Origin of the sequence: Hoeflea sp. Naph1 (assembly GCF_046837775.1) — a bacterium.
In the GTDB taxonomy this organism is placed as follows: Bacteria; Pseudomonadota; Alphaproteobacteria; order Rhizobiales; family Rhizobiaceae; genus Hoeflea.
Map to the genome: position 1 here is coordinate 3,462,130 of NZ_CP177286.1, position 14,655 is coordinate 3,476,784.

Sequence of the window (14,655 nt, forward strand, 5' to 3'; positions counted from 1 at the left end):
CACAAGTAAGCATGTCAATCAATCGATTGATTGACACTCACTCTGACGGCAGACATCGCCAACCCGCGACGGTCCCGGCACAACGAGGGCGACAGAGAAAAGAATTTTCGGGTCGCGAAAGGCCCAGCTACGATCAGCCGGTTGACGGCTCCTCGGCCAGCATCGCCCGCAACTCGGTCTTGAGCACCTTGCCGTAATTGTTCTTCGGTAAATCCGTGACAAAACGATAGACCTTGGGGCGTTTGAATCGGGCGATGTGGTCTAGGCAATGCCGGTCGAGCGCCGCCGCATCCACCACGGCATCGGCAGCCGTCACGACAAAGGCAATCACGCGTTCGCCCCATTCCGGATCGGCCGCACCAATCACGCTGACTTCGCGCACGCTCTCATGGATGAGCAGCGCTTCCTCTACCTCGCGCGGGTAGATATTGGTGCCGCCGGATATGATCACATCCTTGGACCGATCCTTGAGCGTGAGAAACCCGTCGGCATCGAGACTGCCCATATCGCCGGTCCACAACCAACCGTCGCGCAACGCTCTGGCCGTGGCCTCGGGGTCGCCCCAGTAGCCGGCCATCACCGGTGTGCCGCGCACGATGATCTCACCGGTGTCACCGATAGCCAGTTCGACGCCATCGGAATCGACAATACGCACCTCCACGCAAGCATGGGGGATACCGACCGAAGCCAGTCGCTCGCGCCAGCGCGGATGCGAGCGGTCGGCGACCGCGGCGCGGTTGAGCGCGGTGATCGTCATCGGGCTCTCGCCCTGCCCGTAGATCTGGCAGAACCGCGGCCCCAGCACTTCGACAGCATCGATGATGTCGGCCAGATACATCGGCCCGCCACCATAGACGATGGTGCGGATGCCCTCGCCATCATAACCGCTTGCGCGCGCGCCACTGACCAGCCGCTTGACCATGGTCGGCGCCGCAAACAGGTGGATGCCATCGAGATCCCTGGCCAGACCGAAAATTTCATCGGGCTCAAACCCGGCCGACACCGGCACCACATGCCGCGCTGCCTTGAGCACATGCTGGATGCAGTAGAGCCCCGCGCCATGGCTGATCGGCGCGGCATAGAGCGCCGCATCGCTGGTCAACACCTCGTCGACATCGACAAAATAGGAAAATGCCATTGCCTGCAGATTGCCGTGGCTGAGCATCACGCCCTTCGGGCGGCCGGTGGTGCCGGAGGTGTAAAACAGCCAGGCCATATCATGCTCATCACGCGCAACCGGCGCAGAAAATGGCTGGACCTCGCGCAAGACGTCGAATTCCGCTCCCGCCAGATCGATTACCGTCGGCGCCCGCTGATCCAGCGCCTGCACCAGTTCGTCTCCCAGCGGCTGGCTGGCAAACACGGCGGTGGCGCCAGAGTTTTCGACGATATAGGCGGCTTCGCGCGGATGCAGCTTTGCATTGATCGGCACCACCGCAGCGCCGCCGAACCAGATCCCGAACATCGCTTCGAGATAGGCTGGATGGTTCTTGGCAAAAATCGCCACCCGGTCGCCCGGCTTGATCCCGTGACGTTCCGCGAGCCCGGCGCCGATGCCGCCCGCGGCTCGGGCAAAGCCGCGGTAATCGGCGCGCATCTCGCCTCCCAGATACAGCGCCGGATTGTCTGGGTGCACCCGTGCACTGCGTACCAGCCATTCAGCCAGATTCATGTTCAACTCCCACTTGCCTAACTCATGAGTTGCGGATTTTCCGCCGCATCAGCCGGATATAAAGCCCCGGCGAGAGCCGGTTGATCATCCAGGCCATCCACGCCACGCGCCCCACCGGGACAAAACGCTTGCCACGGCGCCATCCATCCAGAATTGTCTTCGCGGCCTGCGCCGGGCTGATTTCGTCAAACCCGTCGGTCGCAGCCCCTGGACGGCCAATGCCCGCAATCCCGGTTTCAAAGCGGCCCGGATTGGTGGCAACGAACGATGGCGCCGCCACCACCACGCCGACGCCGTATTCGGCTTCCTCTGTCGCAAGCGATTGAAAAAAGCCGTTCATGGCGTGCTTGCTGGCGGCATAGGCAGTGCGCCTGTTGAGCGGTGCAAACCCCGCCACCGAAGAGACCGCAATATGGGTTCCCCGCGCCCTCCGCACAGCCTGCAGCAGACCGGCCGCCACCCGTACCGAGCCAAAATAGTTGATTTCCATCACCAGCCTCTGCGAGGCCAGCGTGGTTTCATCAAACAGATCAATCTGGGTTACCCCGGCATTGTGGATCACCAGATCAAGCGCCGGATAGCGAACTGAGATGTCAGCGCAGACTGCCGCCACCGCGGCCTCATCGGTGAGATCGCAGGCGATCTGTTCGATCCGTTCGTCGCCTGTCGGAAGAGCAGCCAACGCCCCGGGCAGATCAGTCAGCACCACGCGCCAGTGTTCCTTGAGAAGCTCTGCCGCAAACGCCTGCCCCAACCCACCGGCGCCACCGCTAATCACCGCGACCCGGCTCACAAGCCCGCTGCCTTGCGCCACAATTCAAACGTCTCGCGGCTCGTCAGTTCCGGGCTGTAGCCGAACACATTTTTCAGCGCCGAATTGTCGAGCACTGGCCGGTATTGCAAAAACCGCACCTGTTCCGGGCCATAGCGCGACAGTTTGAGCGGCCGGGCAACGGCGAGTACGGCTTTCAGCAGCCATACCGGCAGGTTCAGCACCGGTTTGCCGAGCGCTTCGGCGATCTCTCTCACCGTCAGCGCACCATCGCCACAGACATTGAAAATACCCGCCGGCCCCTCGCCTGCCGCGCGCAGCAGAATGCGCGCCAGATCGCGCGTCCAGATGAACACAAACGGGCTGTCCGAGCCCCGCACCGCAATCAGCCGGGGGCGATGAAACAGTTCGGTGATCTGGTTTTCCAGCCCCGCGCCCAGCACGGTGCCGACCCGCAGCACCACCTGCTCGAGTTCGGGATGCAGACTTCTTGCCTCGGCCAGCATTTCCTCGACCTGGCGCTTGTGGTCTGAATAGGTAAATTCAGGATTGCCGCGCACCGGGTCGGTTTCACTGAGCGGCACCGGGTTGTCGTCATGATAGCCATAGGCCGCCCCCGAAGAGGTTACGACCAGCCGTCTGACGCCATGCGCAAGCGCCGCATCAAGCACCTTCCGGGTGCCCATCATATCGACCTGATGAGCAAATTCGCGTGTCATCGCCCGCGTCGGCGAAACAATCGAGGCCAGATGCACGATCACCTCCGGTCTAAACGCCGCGATCACGCGCTCAACCTCATCGCCACGCACGTCCATCAGCGCGAATTTGATGCCATCCGGCAAGGCCGCCGGTGTGCGGATATCGGTCGCCAGCGTTTGGGTGCCGGCGCCCGCCAGTTCCTCAAGCAGAACCTGCCCCACTGCACCCGCGGCGCCTGTCACCAGCACCCGGCTCATTGTTCAGCCTCGCTGCATGACCAGAGCCACGCCAGCACCAGACCGGAAATCGCGTGCCAGATGCCCCAGAATGCCGCCGCCACGGCCATGCCACCCAACCCGCCGAAAAAGGCAAAGATCAGCACCAGCCCGAGGCCGGAATTCTGAATGCCGGTTTCGATCGTCACCGCACGGCGATCATAGTCCGACAGCCGCGCCAGGGTCGCGGTCAGGTATCCTCCTGCCAGCGCCAGTCCGTTGTGAAGCACGACCAGTCCCGCCACCGCCGCCGCATAGCCAAGAAAGAAATTCCAGTTTGCCGCCAGCGCCAGCACGATGAAGCCAATGAAGATAGCCATCGACAGCGATTGCATCGGCTTGCGGATCCGGGCCGCCAGCGCCGGTCGATAGGCGTTGAGCAGAATCCCGAGAACGAGCGGCACGATCAGCATGAAAAACACGGTAATCGCGATCGACACCGGATCCAGCACTGTCTCCCGCAAAAGCGTCCGTGTCGGTGCGTAGAGATTGCCCCAGAACGCTACATTGGCAGGCGTGAGCACGATCGCGACGAACGTGGCGATCCCGGTCATCGACACCGACAGCGCCGTATTGCCGCCCGACCGATGGGTGATGAAATTGGAAATATTGCCACCGGGGCAGGCCGCCACCAGAATAAGACCCAGCGCAATCGAAGGCCGCGGATTGGTGGCCAGCAGCATCAGATAGGTCAGCGTCGGCAGCACCACAAATTGCGAAACCAGGCCAGTCACGAGCGCTCTTGGCGCACGCAGAAGGGCACGAAAATCTGCCAGCTTCAGATCGAGCGCGATCGAGAACATCACGATCGACAGGATGGCATTGAGCAGCAACAGGCTGCCGGGGCTGAAATTCAGCCGAATAACGTCGATATCGGTCATTTGGCACCGTCTTTCAAAGCCGCTACCCAGCTTGTGATCGCAGTCCTGTAGGTGACCTTGTCGACATAGTAGGCCATCCGCGGCAGGTCGATATAATTCATACTGCCAGTCGCCCGCTTGAAACCGGCTGCCTTTTCCGCTTTCAGCGCCTTGGCCGCCATCACGCCTTTATTGATTCCGGCGATGTAGCGCGCCACCATTTCCGCCTGTTCGTGCCGGCCCTGCCACCCCAGCCCCGAGGCCTCGACCATGCCCAGCACGAACAGATCGTCACGCTCTGGATGCATGCAGTTGAGGAACAGATGCGGCGCATCGCCTTGCCAGTTGAGGAGCGCCTTGTCGATGAACGGGTAATGCAGCTTGTAGCCGGTCGCCGCCAGGATCAGGTCGTAATCGGCCTGGCTGCCATCCTTGAAATGCACCGTGTTGCCCTCGAACCGGTCGATATCCGGCCTGACTTTGACATCACCATGACCGGCATGAAACAGGATCAGCGAATTGACCACCGGATGGGCTTCGTAGAGCGCGTAATCAGGTTTCGGAAACCCGTATTTCGAGGGATCGCCGGCAAACCATTTCAGGATCATGCCGTCGACCCGGCGCTTGAGCCACATCGGCAGCTTGATGGCACCACCCAGCGTGTCCGCGGGGCGCCCGAATATATATTTGGGCACGAAATAGTAGCCGCGCCGCATCGAGATATCGCAGCTTAAACCATGATGGATTGCATCCACGGCGATGTCACAGCCGGAATTTCCAGCCCCGATTATCAACACCCGCTTGCCGGCAAACACTTTCGGATCACGGTAGCGGCTCGAATGCATCAGTTCGCCGGAGAACGATCCCGTGAACGCAGGCATATTGGGTTCAGACAAGGTGCCGTTGGCAATCAGCACGCCCGCAAATTCGGCTTGTTGCTCCTGGCCTTCCGCGTTCCGCCAGACGACGCGCCAGCCTTCACCGTTTCCGCCCAGCGGCTTTACTGAAAGTACTTCGGTCCTGAACAGAAAATGCTCGCGCAGTTTGAAATGATCGGCGAAGCGCCGAAAATAGATCTTCAATTCCCGGTGCGAGGGATAATCGGCAACATCCTCATCCATCGGAAAATCGGCAAACTCCGTCATCCGCTTCGACGAGATCAGATGCGCGGTCTCGTACATGGTCGAGCGCGGGCCGTCGATGTCCCACAGCCCACCAACATCGTCATGGATCTCGAACCCCTGAAAGTCGATTCCCTGCTCGATCAGCGTCTTCGCCGCAGCCAGCCCCATCGGCCCGGCGCCGATCAGCGCGAACTTGCCGCGCGCCGCATTCTCCGTCATGCATCCTCCCGAACCACCGCTCCTCAGCCGCTCACACATCCTTGCGCGCCACGCGCTGCAAAACAAGATGCCGCTAGGGTAGTGATGCCCCGGTGCGGAGACCCATGCCGGTTACTGAATTCGGTCGAAGACAAGACCACCAAGTGATGTGGTACATCAAGGTCCATCTTGGGACTGAAAAGACAAGTCAGCGTCGCAAAACCCGAACTTGAAATATGTCCGGACCAACCATTGCTTACATGAGTAATGGGTAGGTTTTGCTGGCCAGATCACGCGTTGCGCAGGACTTGCTTGTTCCATTGGTTTACTTCCACCATGCGCCGGAACAGGAGCCTTCATTATCAGCACTGCCCCAATTGCATCAAACAGCAACAAGCGGATTTGCCGAGAGAGCCGGGGACACCTTCATGGCTTCACGCAGACCAATCAACCTTAGATAGCAAGCACTCTTGCGGGGAGCTCTAGTGAGTTGAAATGCTTGGAAAATATTTTGGGCGTAAAGAACTTGTTAACCGTAAATAGGGCTATTTGCACGCACTCATTCCGCCTACTGTGGAATCGAAGCAATTTTAACGCGAGCTAATATGACCAGTATTCTAACGAATGCCGGAGCAGTTTCTGCACTGCAGACACTCCGAACGATTGGCTCCAATATGGCCACCGCGCAGGGCCAAATCAGCTCTGGATTGAGAATCCAGTCGGCATCCGACAATGCCGCCTACTGGTCTATTTCCACAACCATGCGCTCTGACAACAAGGCGATCTCGACAGTGGTCGACGCCCTCGGTCTGGCCGCTGCGAAAGCAGACGTGGCGTATTCTGCAACCGCTTCCATCGTGGACATTCTATCAACATTCAGCGCGCGGCTGGTTGCGGCGAAAGAAGCGGGTGTTGACAGGGCCAAAATTCAACTGGAACTCTCTCAGCTCAACAAGCAGGCCCATAGCATCGTCGGCGCCGCAAGTTTTGGCGGCGTCAACTGGTTGAGCGCAAACGCACCGACGCATCTGATGGAAACGCCGGATTTGAGCGCCTCCGTGGTTTCCGCTTTCGTCAGGTCATCCGATGGGTTTGTCAGTGTGAAAACCTCGGAGGTAAACCTCAAGATCACCAGCATGCTCAACACCGGAGGAGGTGGCATTCTCCAGAAGGAAATTGGTGGTCTGGGAGATATGGGCGGATTTAAGGGAACCAATGCAAATTCCATTGCCCATCAGGGCCATGAAGCCCGCACTTTCACGGGACCCGCAGCATTCGGCGCGACAGACTATATCGAGTTTGACATTGTGGTGGATGCCGGAACCCACTCTGCGGGTCAGACGTTCTCGGGGTTGCGTATCGACAAAGCCCTTGTCGATACGGCCCTCGGCACGATAGATGGAAATATCGGTACGGCGGCTGAAATGAGAGTGGTTCTCGAGAAGCTTTTGCTCGACAATTCCGTTCCTGCAACCGCTTATGAAACCATGTTCTCGGGTGGCAACCCTGCCTTGTTCGAGATCGGCTCCCTTGAAACGGCGGGCGAGCCGGGATCAAGTATAAACATCTTCAACGTGACATCAGATTTTGGAGGTGCCCATCCGGTGGGATACGCTCTGGGGCTGGAAAACCCGCCGCTGTACAATCACGACAACATGTATCCCACTGCAACGGTTTCGTTTACCGAACCATTCACAGTATCTCCGACTGCCTCGTTCTGGTTCGACGCGCAGGTTGGGTTGGGCCCATCAAATACATACACGGTCGACCGAACGACGGTGGACGCTGCGCTCGGCACAAGCGATGGCTATATTGGCGACGCAACGGCCCTTGCCACCGTGATCGCATTCGCATCGGCTCCGAGCGGACTTGCGGTTACAGCAAGTGGAACAACCATCACTTTCGCCGCTGATCAGACCATATATCCGGAGGCAGGAAATCGCGCTGCGAAGATCAGCGTCGGCAATGTGGAATCCGATCCAACCTGGACTTTGGATTTCGATCTCGATGAGGTTGACATCACCGGTGAGGACTTCACCCTGGATGAGTACCTTAGAGGTGTCGACTACATGCTCCAGGGCGCAATTTCCAGCGCAAGCCTGCTTGGCTCTCTTCAATCCCGCATCGATATGCAGGCCGACTTCACGGCCAAACTCATCTCATCCATCGATATGGGCATCGGACGCCTGGTTGACGCCGACATGAATGAACAATCTACCCGTCTCAAGGCTCTCCAGACGCAGGAACAACTGGCGATCCAGACACTTCAAATTGCAAATTCCAACTCCGAAACAATTTTGTCCCTGTTCAGGTAATCAGGAGGTGGTGCGTCAAAACAGATGCGCGGCACGCCAGAGGTTCGAATTTGCGACCTGCATCGGCACGCACTTCTATTGGACGTCGGAATTGCCCGCCTCATCCTCGAGCGAATGTTTCTTGCGGACGGAGCGAACCATCATCCAGGTAAAGCCAATCGCAATCGGCACGAAGAGGCTCGACAACAAGCCTGAACTCAGCGGCAGTCCCAATTTGTCGAGCGGCTTGGCTACGTAGCCGAACAGGCCGACAATGTAGTAGGAAATTGCTGCCACCGAGAGCCCCTCGACGGTTTGCTGCATCCTTAGTTGCAGCTTGACCCGGCGGTTCATCGAACCAAGCAGCGCGCTGTTTTGCCGTTCCAGTTCGACGTCGATCCAGCTGCGCAGCAGCGCCGTGGTCCGCGCCAATTTGCGCGACAGGTTGGCCTGCCGTTCCTCGATCGACTGGCAGGTGCGCATTGCCGGCGCGAGCCGCTTTTCCAGGAACGCGCCGATCGTCTCGGAACCGGGCTGGCCGGTTTCAGCCAGCGAAGCGATACGTTCGCGCACGATGTTGTAATAGGCCCGGCTGGCGCCAAAACGATAAAGGCTGAGCGCGGCGCTGGCTTCCAGTTCCGCCGCAAGCTCGGTGATTTCAGAAAGCAGGCTGTCGGCATTTTCACGCGCGCCGGATTTCATGCTCTGTGTGGTCTTTGTCAGACCATCCTCGATGCGGCGCATTTCCGGCGACAGTGTCCGCGCGAGCGCCAGGCCCAATGTCGCCAGCGTCCGGTAGGTCTCGATGTCGAGCAACCGCTGCACCACCGCCCCGCGTCCTGCGTCGGTCATGCCCTTGTCGACCACCAGAATCCGGGTCAGCCCGTCGCCATCCTGGCGGAAATCGGTGGCAATCAGCGCCTGCCCGTCCTTGACTTCGCTCAGGCACAGGCTGGTCGGATCGAAGGTCGCAAGGGCTGCCTGCGTTTCAGGCGACTCTGGCCTGACTTCCAGCCGTATGCCGGCAATCAGATTGCCCGGCGGCGAAAACTGGTCGCCGAACGGATGTGTGTCGAGATGGTCGCCAAAACGCTCAGGCGCCGGTGCGTCCCAGAAATAGGTCGAAAACTCGGTATGGCGTTCCCAGCGCAAGGTTCCCTGTCCCCAGCCCATGGCGAAATGTGCCGACTCCCGTCCCGGCACGGCGACGCCGCGCCCTCGCGCAAGTTCGGCCACCACCGCGTGATCGACCGCCGCTCCGCCATCGGTCAGGAACGCCAGTTGAAAGATCACCCGCGACTGTCCGACCAGCGCCAGCGGCCGCGCGTGAATTTCGCCGAGCGCCTCGGCGCGGCCTTGCGCCATCGGAAATGAAAACCTGCCCATGCGCTGTTGATCCCCTCGATCTCGTGCATCGTGCAGCGCCGAATGCGATCCTTCTCAGGATCCCCACACCTCGCCTTTCTCAATTGTTTGTAGAGCCAGCACCCCATCAAGGCAAAGCGGCAATTCCGCGCTTGTCGTCTGTACTCGGTAATCGGCAGTCCCGATGCGGCGTTTCAGGGCTCAGCACACGGTGCGATCCGGATTGGTTCACCGGCCGCTCCACCCAGTATTACACACCCGCCGGCATGGCACAGCGTCCAGGCCGAAACGGTGGCGCCGGAGGCCGCCAGCACGAGTTCGGGCACAGCCGGCAGTTCCGGCGCCCAGATCCACCAGCCGTCTTCAAGCCGCGCGCCCTCGCCGGGATCCATACCCGCACCCGATCCCTTGACCCGCGCCTCGACCAGTTCCAGCCCTGCCGGCGTTACTCGCCAGCCTTCGCGCCATTCGGTCTTTTCAACCGAATGGGTCCAGGAAAGATTAAACAGCGTCGCTGCAATCACCAACGCCTTGCCGCCAGCGCTGACGCAAAGCGCGAGTGCCATTTACGCCGGCTCCACCTGTCTGCGCATCTGCAGATAGGCCAGAACCGCAAACGCAGCCGCCAGCGCGAAGCCGATCTCATCGGTCAACGGCAATGCCGCCACCAGCGTGAATGCCGCCAACGCAGCAAGCACGCGCAGCGGCCAGCCCAGTGGCCCACCGAGAAAGCCAATCACCGCTGCTCCCCACAGCCCGATCGCCAGCACCGTCTTGGCAACTATATAGATCACCGCCGGCACGTAGCCGATTTCGGCTGCCAGCGGCCCGCCATCCTGCAGCATCAACGCCGGTGTATAGACCGCCATGAACGGAATCACGAAGCCTGCGGCAGCCACCTTGACCGCCTCCATCGAAATTTTCAGCCCGTTCTCCTTGGCAATTGGCGCAGCCGCGAAACAGGCCAGCGCCACCGGCGGTGTCAGGTCGGCCAGAATGCCGAAGTAGAACACGAACATGTGGCTGACGATCAGCGGCACACCCAGTTCCAAGAGCGCCGGCCCGGCGATTGACGAGGTGATGATGTAGTTGGGGATGGTCGGGATCCCCATGCCGAGCACGATACAGGTGATCATCGTCAAAAGCAGCGACAGGAACAGGCTCTTGTCTCCTACCGAAACGATATATTGCCCGAACGTGTTGGCAGCGCCCGTCAGCGTCATGGTGCCGATGATGATGCCGACAATCGCACAGGCGACCCCCACCGGCAGCGCCGTCTTGGCGCCCTCGGCAAGCGAATCTCTGCAGATCGCTAGCGTTTCGCGCCCGCCCTTGCTGACCGCGTTCCAGGCCACCAGCGCCAGCACCGCAGCCAGGATCACATGAATGCCAAATTGCAGGAAGGCGGCGGCCACCAGCCCCAGCCCGATCCAGAAGATGGTCCGGATCACGCCCGCAGGTAGGCCCAACGCAACCGAACCACCGAGGATCAGCAGAACGGTGAGCGCCAACCCGACGGTTCCGGCAAACAGCGGCGTGTAGCCTGAGAACAACAGATAGATCAGCATCAACAGCGGCAGCAGCAGATACCAATTCTCTCTCAGCGCCTTCATCGGCGACGGCAATTGGTCCTTCGCCAGCCCCACCAGATTGTGCTTGCCGGCCTCCAGATGCACCATCCAGAACGCCGAGGCGAAATACAAAAACGCCGGGATGATCGCCGCCTGGACCACCTCGTAATATTCGACACCCAGGGTTTCGGCCATGATGAAAGCCACCGCCCCCATCACCGGCGGCATGATCTGCCCGCCCATCGACGAGGTCGCTTCCACCCCGCCGGCAAAGGCCGCGCGGTAGCCGAAACTCTTCATGAGAGGGATCGTGAACTGTCCGGTGGTCACCACATTGGCGACACCGGAGCCGGAAATCGTCCCCATCAGGCCCGACGAGATCACCGAAACCTTTGCGGCACCGCCGCGCTTGTGGCCCACCAGCCCCAGCGAAACGTCGGTGAAAAGCTGGATCATGCCGGCCTTTTCAAGAAATGCGCCAAACAGGATGAACAGGAAGATGAAGCTTGAGGAAACAAAGATCGGAATGCCGTAGATGCCCTCGGTGCCATAGGCCATGTGGTCGATCACCTGAGCAAAATCATAGCCGCGGTGATTGAGCGGCGACGGCAGATATTCGCCGAACAGGCAGTAGGCCAGAAATGCACCGGAAATGATCGGCAGCGCCGGGCCCATGATCACCCGGGCGGCAACAAATACGGTGGTGAGCGCAATCACGCCCATGACGATATCACGCTGCAGCGGATCGCCGGCGCGCAGCAGCAGTTCGGTATATTCATACCATTGGTAAAACGCCACGGCGACGCCGCAACCGGCCAATAGCCAGGCCAATGTCTTAACTGCCGGGCCGGCATTGCGCGCGGCAGCAACCAGAGGAAAAGTCAGCAGCAACAGGAAACCGACATGGATCGCCCGCACCACCTGGCTCGCCAAATCGATGATATGCGCGGCGGTGGCGATCTGGAACACCGAAAACACCAGCGCGATCCAGAACAAAAGCCGCCCTTCGGGCGTTTGCGGAAAGCTCTCGGCCAGCGGATCATGCAGACCGAGGTCGATATCGGCCTCCGCGGCCTGATGCGCGGCTTGATCTCTTGCCATGCGGTGTTCTCCCAAAAGGCATCATATAGGCCCCGTGGCGGAGTCAGAATTCCAACCCCGCCACGGCAATCAGCTGATGTTATCCGGTTGTTTGACCGGACTTACATTATGCCCTTTTCCTTGTAGTAACGCTCCGCGCCCGGGTGCAGCGGCAGCGGCATGCCCTTGACGGCATTTTCCAGCTTGATCTGCGCGGCTGCCTTGTGCGCGGCTTCCAGGTCAGGGAGGTTTTCAAACAACTGCTTGGTCATCTCGTAGGCGAGATCGTCGCTGACGTCCGAATGCGTCACCAGGAAGTTGACCACCGCCACGGTGCCCACATCACTGTCCTGTCCCTCATAGGTACCGGCCGGAATGGTGGCAGCAATATAAGGAGCGCCAAGCGCGGTGACGACTTCTTCAGGCACAGCCACCATCTGGATATCAAGCGAAGTCGACAGATCCTTGATCGAGGCAACCCCGAGGCCTGCCGACTGCAGCGTCGCGTCAAGCTGGCGGTTCTTGATCAATTCCACCGATTCGGCGAACGGCAGATATTCGGTCTTCGCCAGGTCGTCATAGGACATCCCGGCCGCTTCAAAGATCTTGCGCGCATTGAGCTCGGTGCCGGACTTGGCAGCGCCCACCGACAGGCTCTTGCCCTTCAGATCGGCAAAATTCTTGATGCCGGATTCCTTCGAGGCAACGATCTGGATGTAGTTGGGATAGACCGCTGCGATGCCGCGCAGCTTGTCGAGCGGCGCCTTGAAGCCGGCATCCGCGTCACCTTCCCAAGCCAGCTTGACGGAATCGCCCAGCGCCAGCGCCAGTTCGCCCTTGCCCTGCTGCAGCAGATTGAGGTTTTCCACCGATGCCTTGGTCGACTGCACCTGGGTGCGCACGCCCTCGATCTTCTCGGCGTAGATCTTCGACAGGCCGACGCCGAGCGGATAATAGACGCCCGATGTTCCGCCGGTGAGAATATTGACGAACTGTTCGGCCTTGGCCGGGGCCAACGACAGGCCCATGGCGCTCGCCGCCATCAGGGCAACAAGGTTTCTGCGGTTGATGCTGATCATCGAGGGTTCCTCCATATTTGAACAAAACGAGGCGGCGGTTCCTTGCGCCACTCCGGTACAGTCTCAAGCGATATAGTCCGGATGCCGATCCGCAAAGCGGATCTCCTCTGGCGCGCCAGACAACCGGCTGAACATAACTGGCATGTTTTTGCTCGATAGCAAGCGATCCACGGCAATTTTTTTACCACCAATCGCGTGTCTCTTACGTTCAGACACACGTCAGTTCGCGCCCTGCCATTGCGGCTGTGACGAGCCTAGCTCCACTGCTGGACCAGGCCACGCCATGCTGGTTCCGCTGAGGCTGAGAGGCGGACGAAGCCGCAATGCAGGCCCCCAGATGGTGAGTTCGGTGGCCTCGGCATAATCATCCGCTTCTGGCTTGCCGATCGTGATGGCGTCAGCCACACCCGGATAGCTCGCGAAAAACCCGCCAACCCGCGCCAGCGACGTGCGCCAGCGCGAACCGCTACCATCCTTCTGGCGTAACACCAGCCCACGCACCACGGCCGCCGCCAGCAGGTAGCCGGCGCCCTGGTCGAGCGCCTGCGCAGGCAAAGGCACCGGCTTTTCCGATCCGGTACGCTCCATACCTTCCGCCGCAATGCCGGAGCTCATCTGCACCAGACTGTCAAACCCGCGCCGATTGGCCCAGGGCCCACTCCAGCCATAGGCATCAAGCGAAACGTCAATCAGTCCGGGGCAAGTCCGCGCGCGCATTTCGGCACCAAGACCGAGTTTTTCCAGCGCATCAGACCGGTAGCCATGCACCAGAACATCGGCTTTCTCCAACAGCGCTACGAAACGCGCCCGGTCGGTCGGGTCCATGAGGTCCAGCCGTGCGCAGCGCTTGCCCAGTGTTACTTCCGGGATCACCGCACCTTCATCCCATGATGGCGGATCAATGCGGAGTACATCCGCACCAAAGCCGGCCAGAAACCGCGTTGCCACCGGCCCGGCCAGCACCCGCGTCAGGTCCAGAACCCGCACGCCGGCGAGTGGTCGTGCCGGATCAAATTCCCGGTCAAGTCCATGCTCTGGTCTCACTCCACCCGCTGTCCTCTCGACACGCATCAGCGGTTCTGTCAGCACTGCCGCGCCCTGTGGGTGCACACGCCATTTATCGAGACTGCGCATTGCCGCCGCACAGCCACCCCGGGCGACAATCGCGGCTTCCAGATCATCAACCGGCCATTTGGAAACCGCTGCGGCAACCGCGTCGCGATCAGCGTCCGTACCCAGTACCGATAATGCCGCCGCACGGTGATGCGGCGCATTGGTGTGAAGCCTTATCCAGCCGTCAGAGCCACGATAATCACCCGCAACCGCGTCCCAGACGGATGGCAGTTCCCAGCCCTGCGGGGCGATCGAAAACCCGAACCAGAGCGAGGCCAGCCGCCGGTCCACGCACGTCACCGGCTGCGCACCCGACCGCAGCGTAATCCATTCGGCGAGCGCCAGCCCTGCCGTGGCCACCGACGCGACGGCGAAATCGCTGACCGCGAAGACCGACGGCAGACATCCCGCGCCCTCTATCTGCAGATCCGAAGCGGCATGGTCCGGGACACCAAGAGCGGCCGACAAGGCGGCAATCATCGACCTGGCGCCCTGGTGGTCTGACGTTGATGAAATCGTCATGGCGAACTCCCGACTTGCGTTCAGGCCTTCA

The 14,655-nt window shown here is 60.4% G+C and carries 12 protein-coding genes; 1 reads left to right on the forward strand and 11 read right to left on the reverse strand.

The window, feature by feature from the left end:
* Nucleotides 1-133: 133 nt before the first annotated feature.
* The 5 genes from ACK6D9_RS16660 to ACK6D9_RS16680 are packed head-to-tail and all read right to left on the reverse strand — an operon-like array spanning nucleotide 134 to nucleotide 5,621.
* Entirely contained in the window at nucleotides 134-1,672 is a 1,539-nt protein-coding gene (locus ACK6D9_RS16660; RefSeq protein WP_412049353.1) for an AMP-binding protein, read from the reverse strand.
* A gap of 22 nt (nucleotides 1,673-1,694) precedes the next feature.
* Nucleotides 1,695-2,465 carry an SDR family NAD(P)-dependent oxidoreductase gene (locus ACK6D9_RS16665; RefSeq protein WP_412049354.1) on the reverse strand — a complete coding sequence of 257 codons (771 nt, stop codon included), beginning with the start codon at nucleotides 2,463-2,465 and terminating at the stop codon, nucleotides 1,695-1,697.
* Entirely contained in the window at nucleotides 2,462-3,400 is a 939-nt protein-coding gene (locus ACK6D9_RS16670; protein ID WP_412049355.1) for an SDR family oxidoreductase, read from the reverse strand. Before ACK6D9_RS16670 ends, ACK6D9_RS16665 begins: the two co-directional genes overlap by 4 nt.
* Nucleotides 3,397-4,299 (reverse strand): bile acid:sodium symporter family protein, encoded by a 903-nt coding sequence (locus ACK6D9_RS16675; RefSeq protein ID WP_412049356.1) that lies wholly within the window; start codon nucleotides 4,297-4,299, stop codon nucleotides 3,397-3,399. The genes ACK6D9_RS16670 and ACK6D9_RS16675 overlap by 4 nt, the downstream gene beginning before the upstream one ends.
* Nucleotides 4,296-5,621: a flavin-containing monooxygenase gene (locus tag ACK6D9_RS16680; protein ID WP_412049357.1), complete on the reverse strand. Its 1,326-nt coding sequence runs from the start codon at nucleotides 5,619-5,621 to the stop codon at nucleotides 4,296-4,298. The genes ACK6D9_RS16675 and ACK6D9_RS16680 overlap by 4 nt, the downstream gene beginning before the upstream one ends.
* Nucleotides 5,622-6,205: 584 nt before the next feature.
* Between ACK6D9_RS16680 and ACK6D9_RS16685 the strand changes: the two genes are divergently transcribed.
* Entirely contained in the window at nucleotides 6,206-7,915 is a 1,710-nt protein-coding gene (locus tag ACK6D9_RS16685) for a flagellin (RefSeq protein ID WP_412049358.1), read from the forward strand.
* A gap of 75 nt (nucleotides 7,916-7,990) precedes the next feature.
* On the opposite strand, the gene ACK6D9_RS16690 is transcribed toward ACK6D9_RS16685, so the two are convergent.
* From ACK6D9_RS16690 to ACK6D9_RS16715, 6 genes are all read right to left on the reverse strand, one after another.
* A complete protein-coding gene (locus ACK6D9_RS16690; RefSeq protein WP_412049359.1) occupies nucleotides 7,991-9,280 on the reverse strand; it encodes a DUF3422 family protein in 1,290 nt (429 codons plus the stop codon).
* 173 nt (nucleotides 9,281-9,453) lie between these two features.
* Nucleotides 9,454-9,825: a DUF1850 domain-containing protein gene (locus ACK6D9_RS16695; RefSeq protein WP_412049360.1), complete on the reverse strand. Its 372-nt coding sequence runs from the start codon at nucleotides 9,823-9,825 to the stop codon at nucleotides 9,454-9,456.
* Nucleotides 9,826-11,931, reverse strand: coding sequence for a TRAP transporter permease (locus tag ACK6D9_RS16700; protein WP_412049361.1), 2,106 nt, complete (start codon nucleotides 11,929-11,931; stop codon nucleotides 9,826-9,828).
* A 101-nt stretch (nucleotides 11,932-12,032) separates the two neighbouring features.
* On the reverse strand, nucleotides 12,033-12,989 hold the full coding sequence (locus tag ACK6D9_RS16705; protein ID WP_322989459.1) for a TAXI family TRAP transporter solute-binding subunit: 957 nt from the start codon (nucleotides 12,987-12,989) through the stop codon (nucleotides 12,033-12,035).
* Between the two features lie 63 nt (nucleotides 12,990-13,052).
* On the reverse strand, nucleotides 13,053-13,205 hold the full coding sequence (locus ACK6D9_RS16710) for a hypothetical protein (RefSeq protein WP_412049362.1): 153 nt from the start codon (nucleotides 13,203-13,205) through the stop codon (nucleotides 13,053-13,055).
* A gap of 3 nt (nucleotides 13,206-13,208) precedes the next feature.
* A complete protein-coding gene (locus ACK6D9_RS16715; protein ID WP_412049363.1) occupies nucleotides 13,209-14,624 on the reverse strand; it encodes a CoA transferase in 1,416 nt (471 codons plus the stop codon).
* Nucleotides 14,625-14,655: the final 31 nt, after the last annotated feature.

Bases quoted from the DNA above. Each gene is read 5' to 3' on its own strand.
- ACK6D9_RS16685 (WP_412049358.1), top strand. From the start codon at position 6,206: ATGACCAGTATTCTAACGAATGCCGGAGCAGTTTCTGCACTGCAGACA.
- ACK6D9_RS16680 (WP_412049357.1), bottom strand. From the start codon at position 5,621: ATGACGGAGAATGCGGCGCGCGGCAAGTTCGCGCTGATCGGCGCCGGG.
- ACK6D9_RS16690 (WP_412049359.1), bottom strand. From the start codon at position 9,280: ATGGGCAGGTTTTCATTTCCGATGGCGCAAGGCCGCGCCGAGGCGCTC.
- ACK6D9_RS16700 (WP_412049361.1), bottom strand. From the start codon at position 11,931: ATGGCAAGAGATCAAGCCGCGCATCAGGCCGCGGAGGCCGATATCGAC.
- ACK6D9_RS16670 (WP_412049355.1), bottom strand. From the start codon at position 3,400: ATGAGCCGGGTGCTGGTGACAGGCGCCGCGGGTGCAGTGGGGCAGGTT.
- ACK6D9_RS16705 (WP_322989459.1), bottom strand. From the start codon at position 12,989: ATGATCAGCATCAACCGCAGAAACCTTGTTGCCCTGATGGCGGCGAGC.
- ACK6D9_RS16675 (WP_412049356.1), bottom strand. From the start codon at position 4,299: ATGACCGATATCGACGTTATTCGGCTGAATTTCAGCCCCGGCAGCCTG.
- ACK6D9_RS16715 (WP_412049363.1), bottom strand. From the start codon at position 14,624: ATGACGATTTCATCAACGTCAGACCACCAGGGCGCCAGGTCGATGATT.
- ACK6D9_RS16660 (WP_412049353.1), bottom strand. From the start codon at position 1,672: ATGAATCTGGCTGAATGGCTGGTACGCAGTGCACGGGTGCACCCAGAC.
- ACK6D9_RS16695 (WP_412049360.1), bottom strand. From the start codon at position 9,825: ATGGCACTCGCGCTTTGCGTCAGCGCTGGCGGCAAGGCGTTGGTGATT.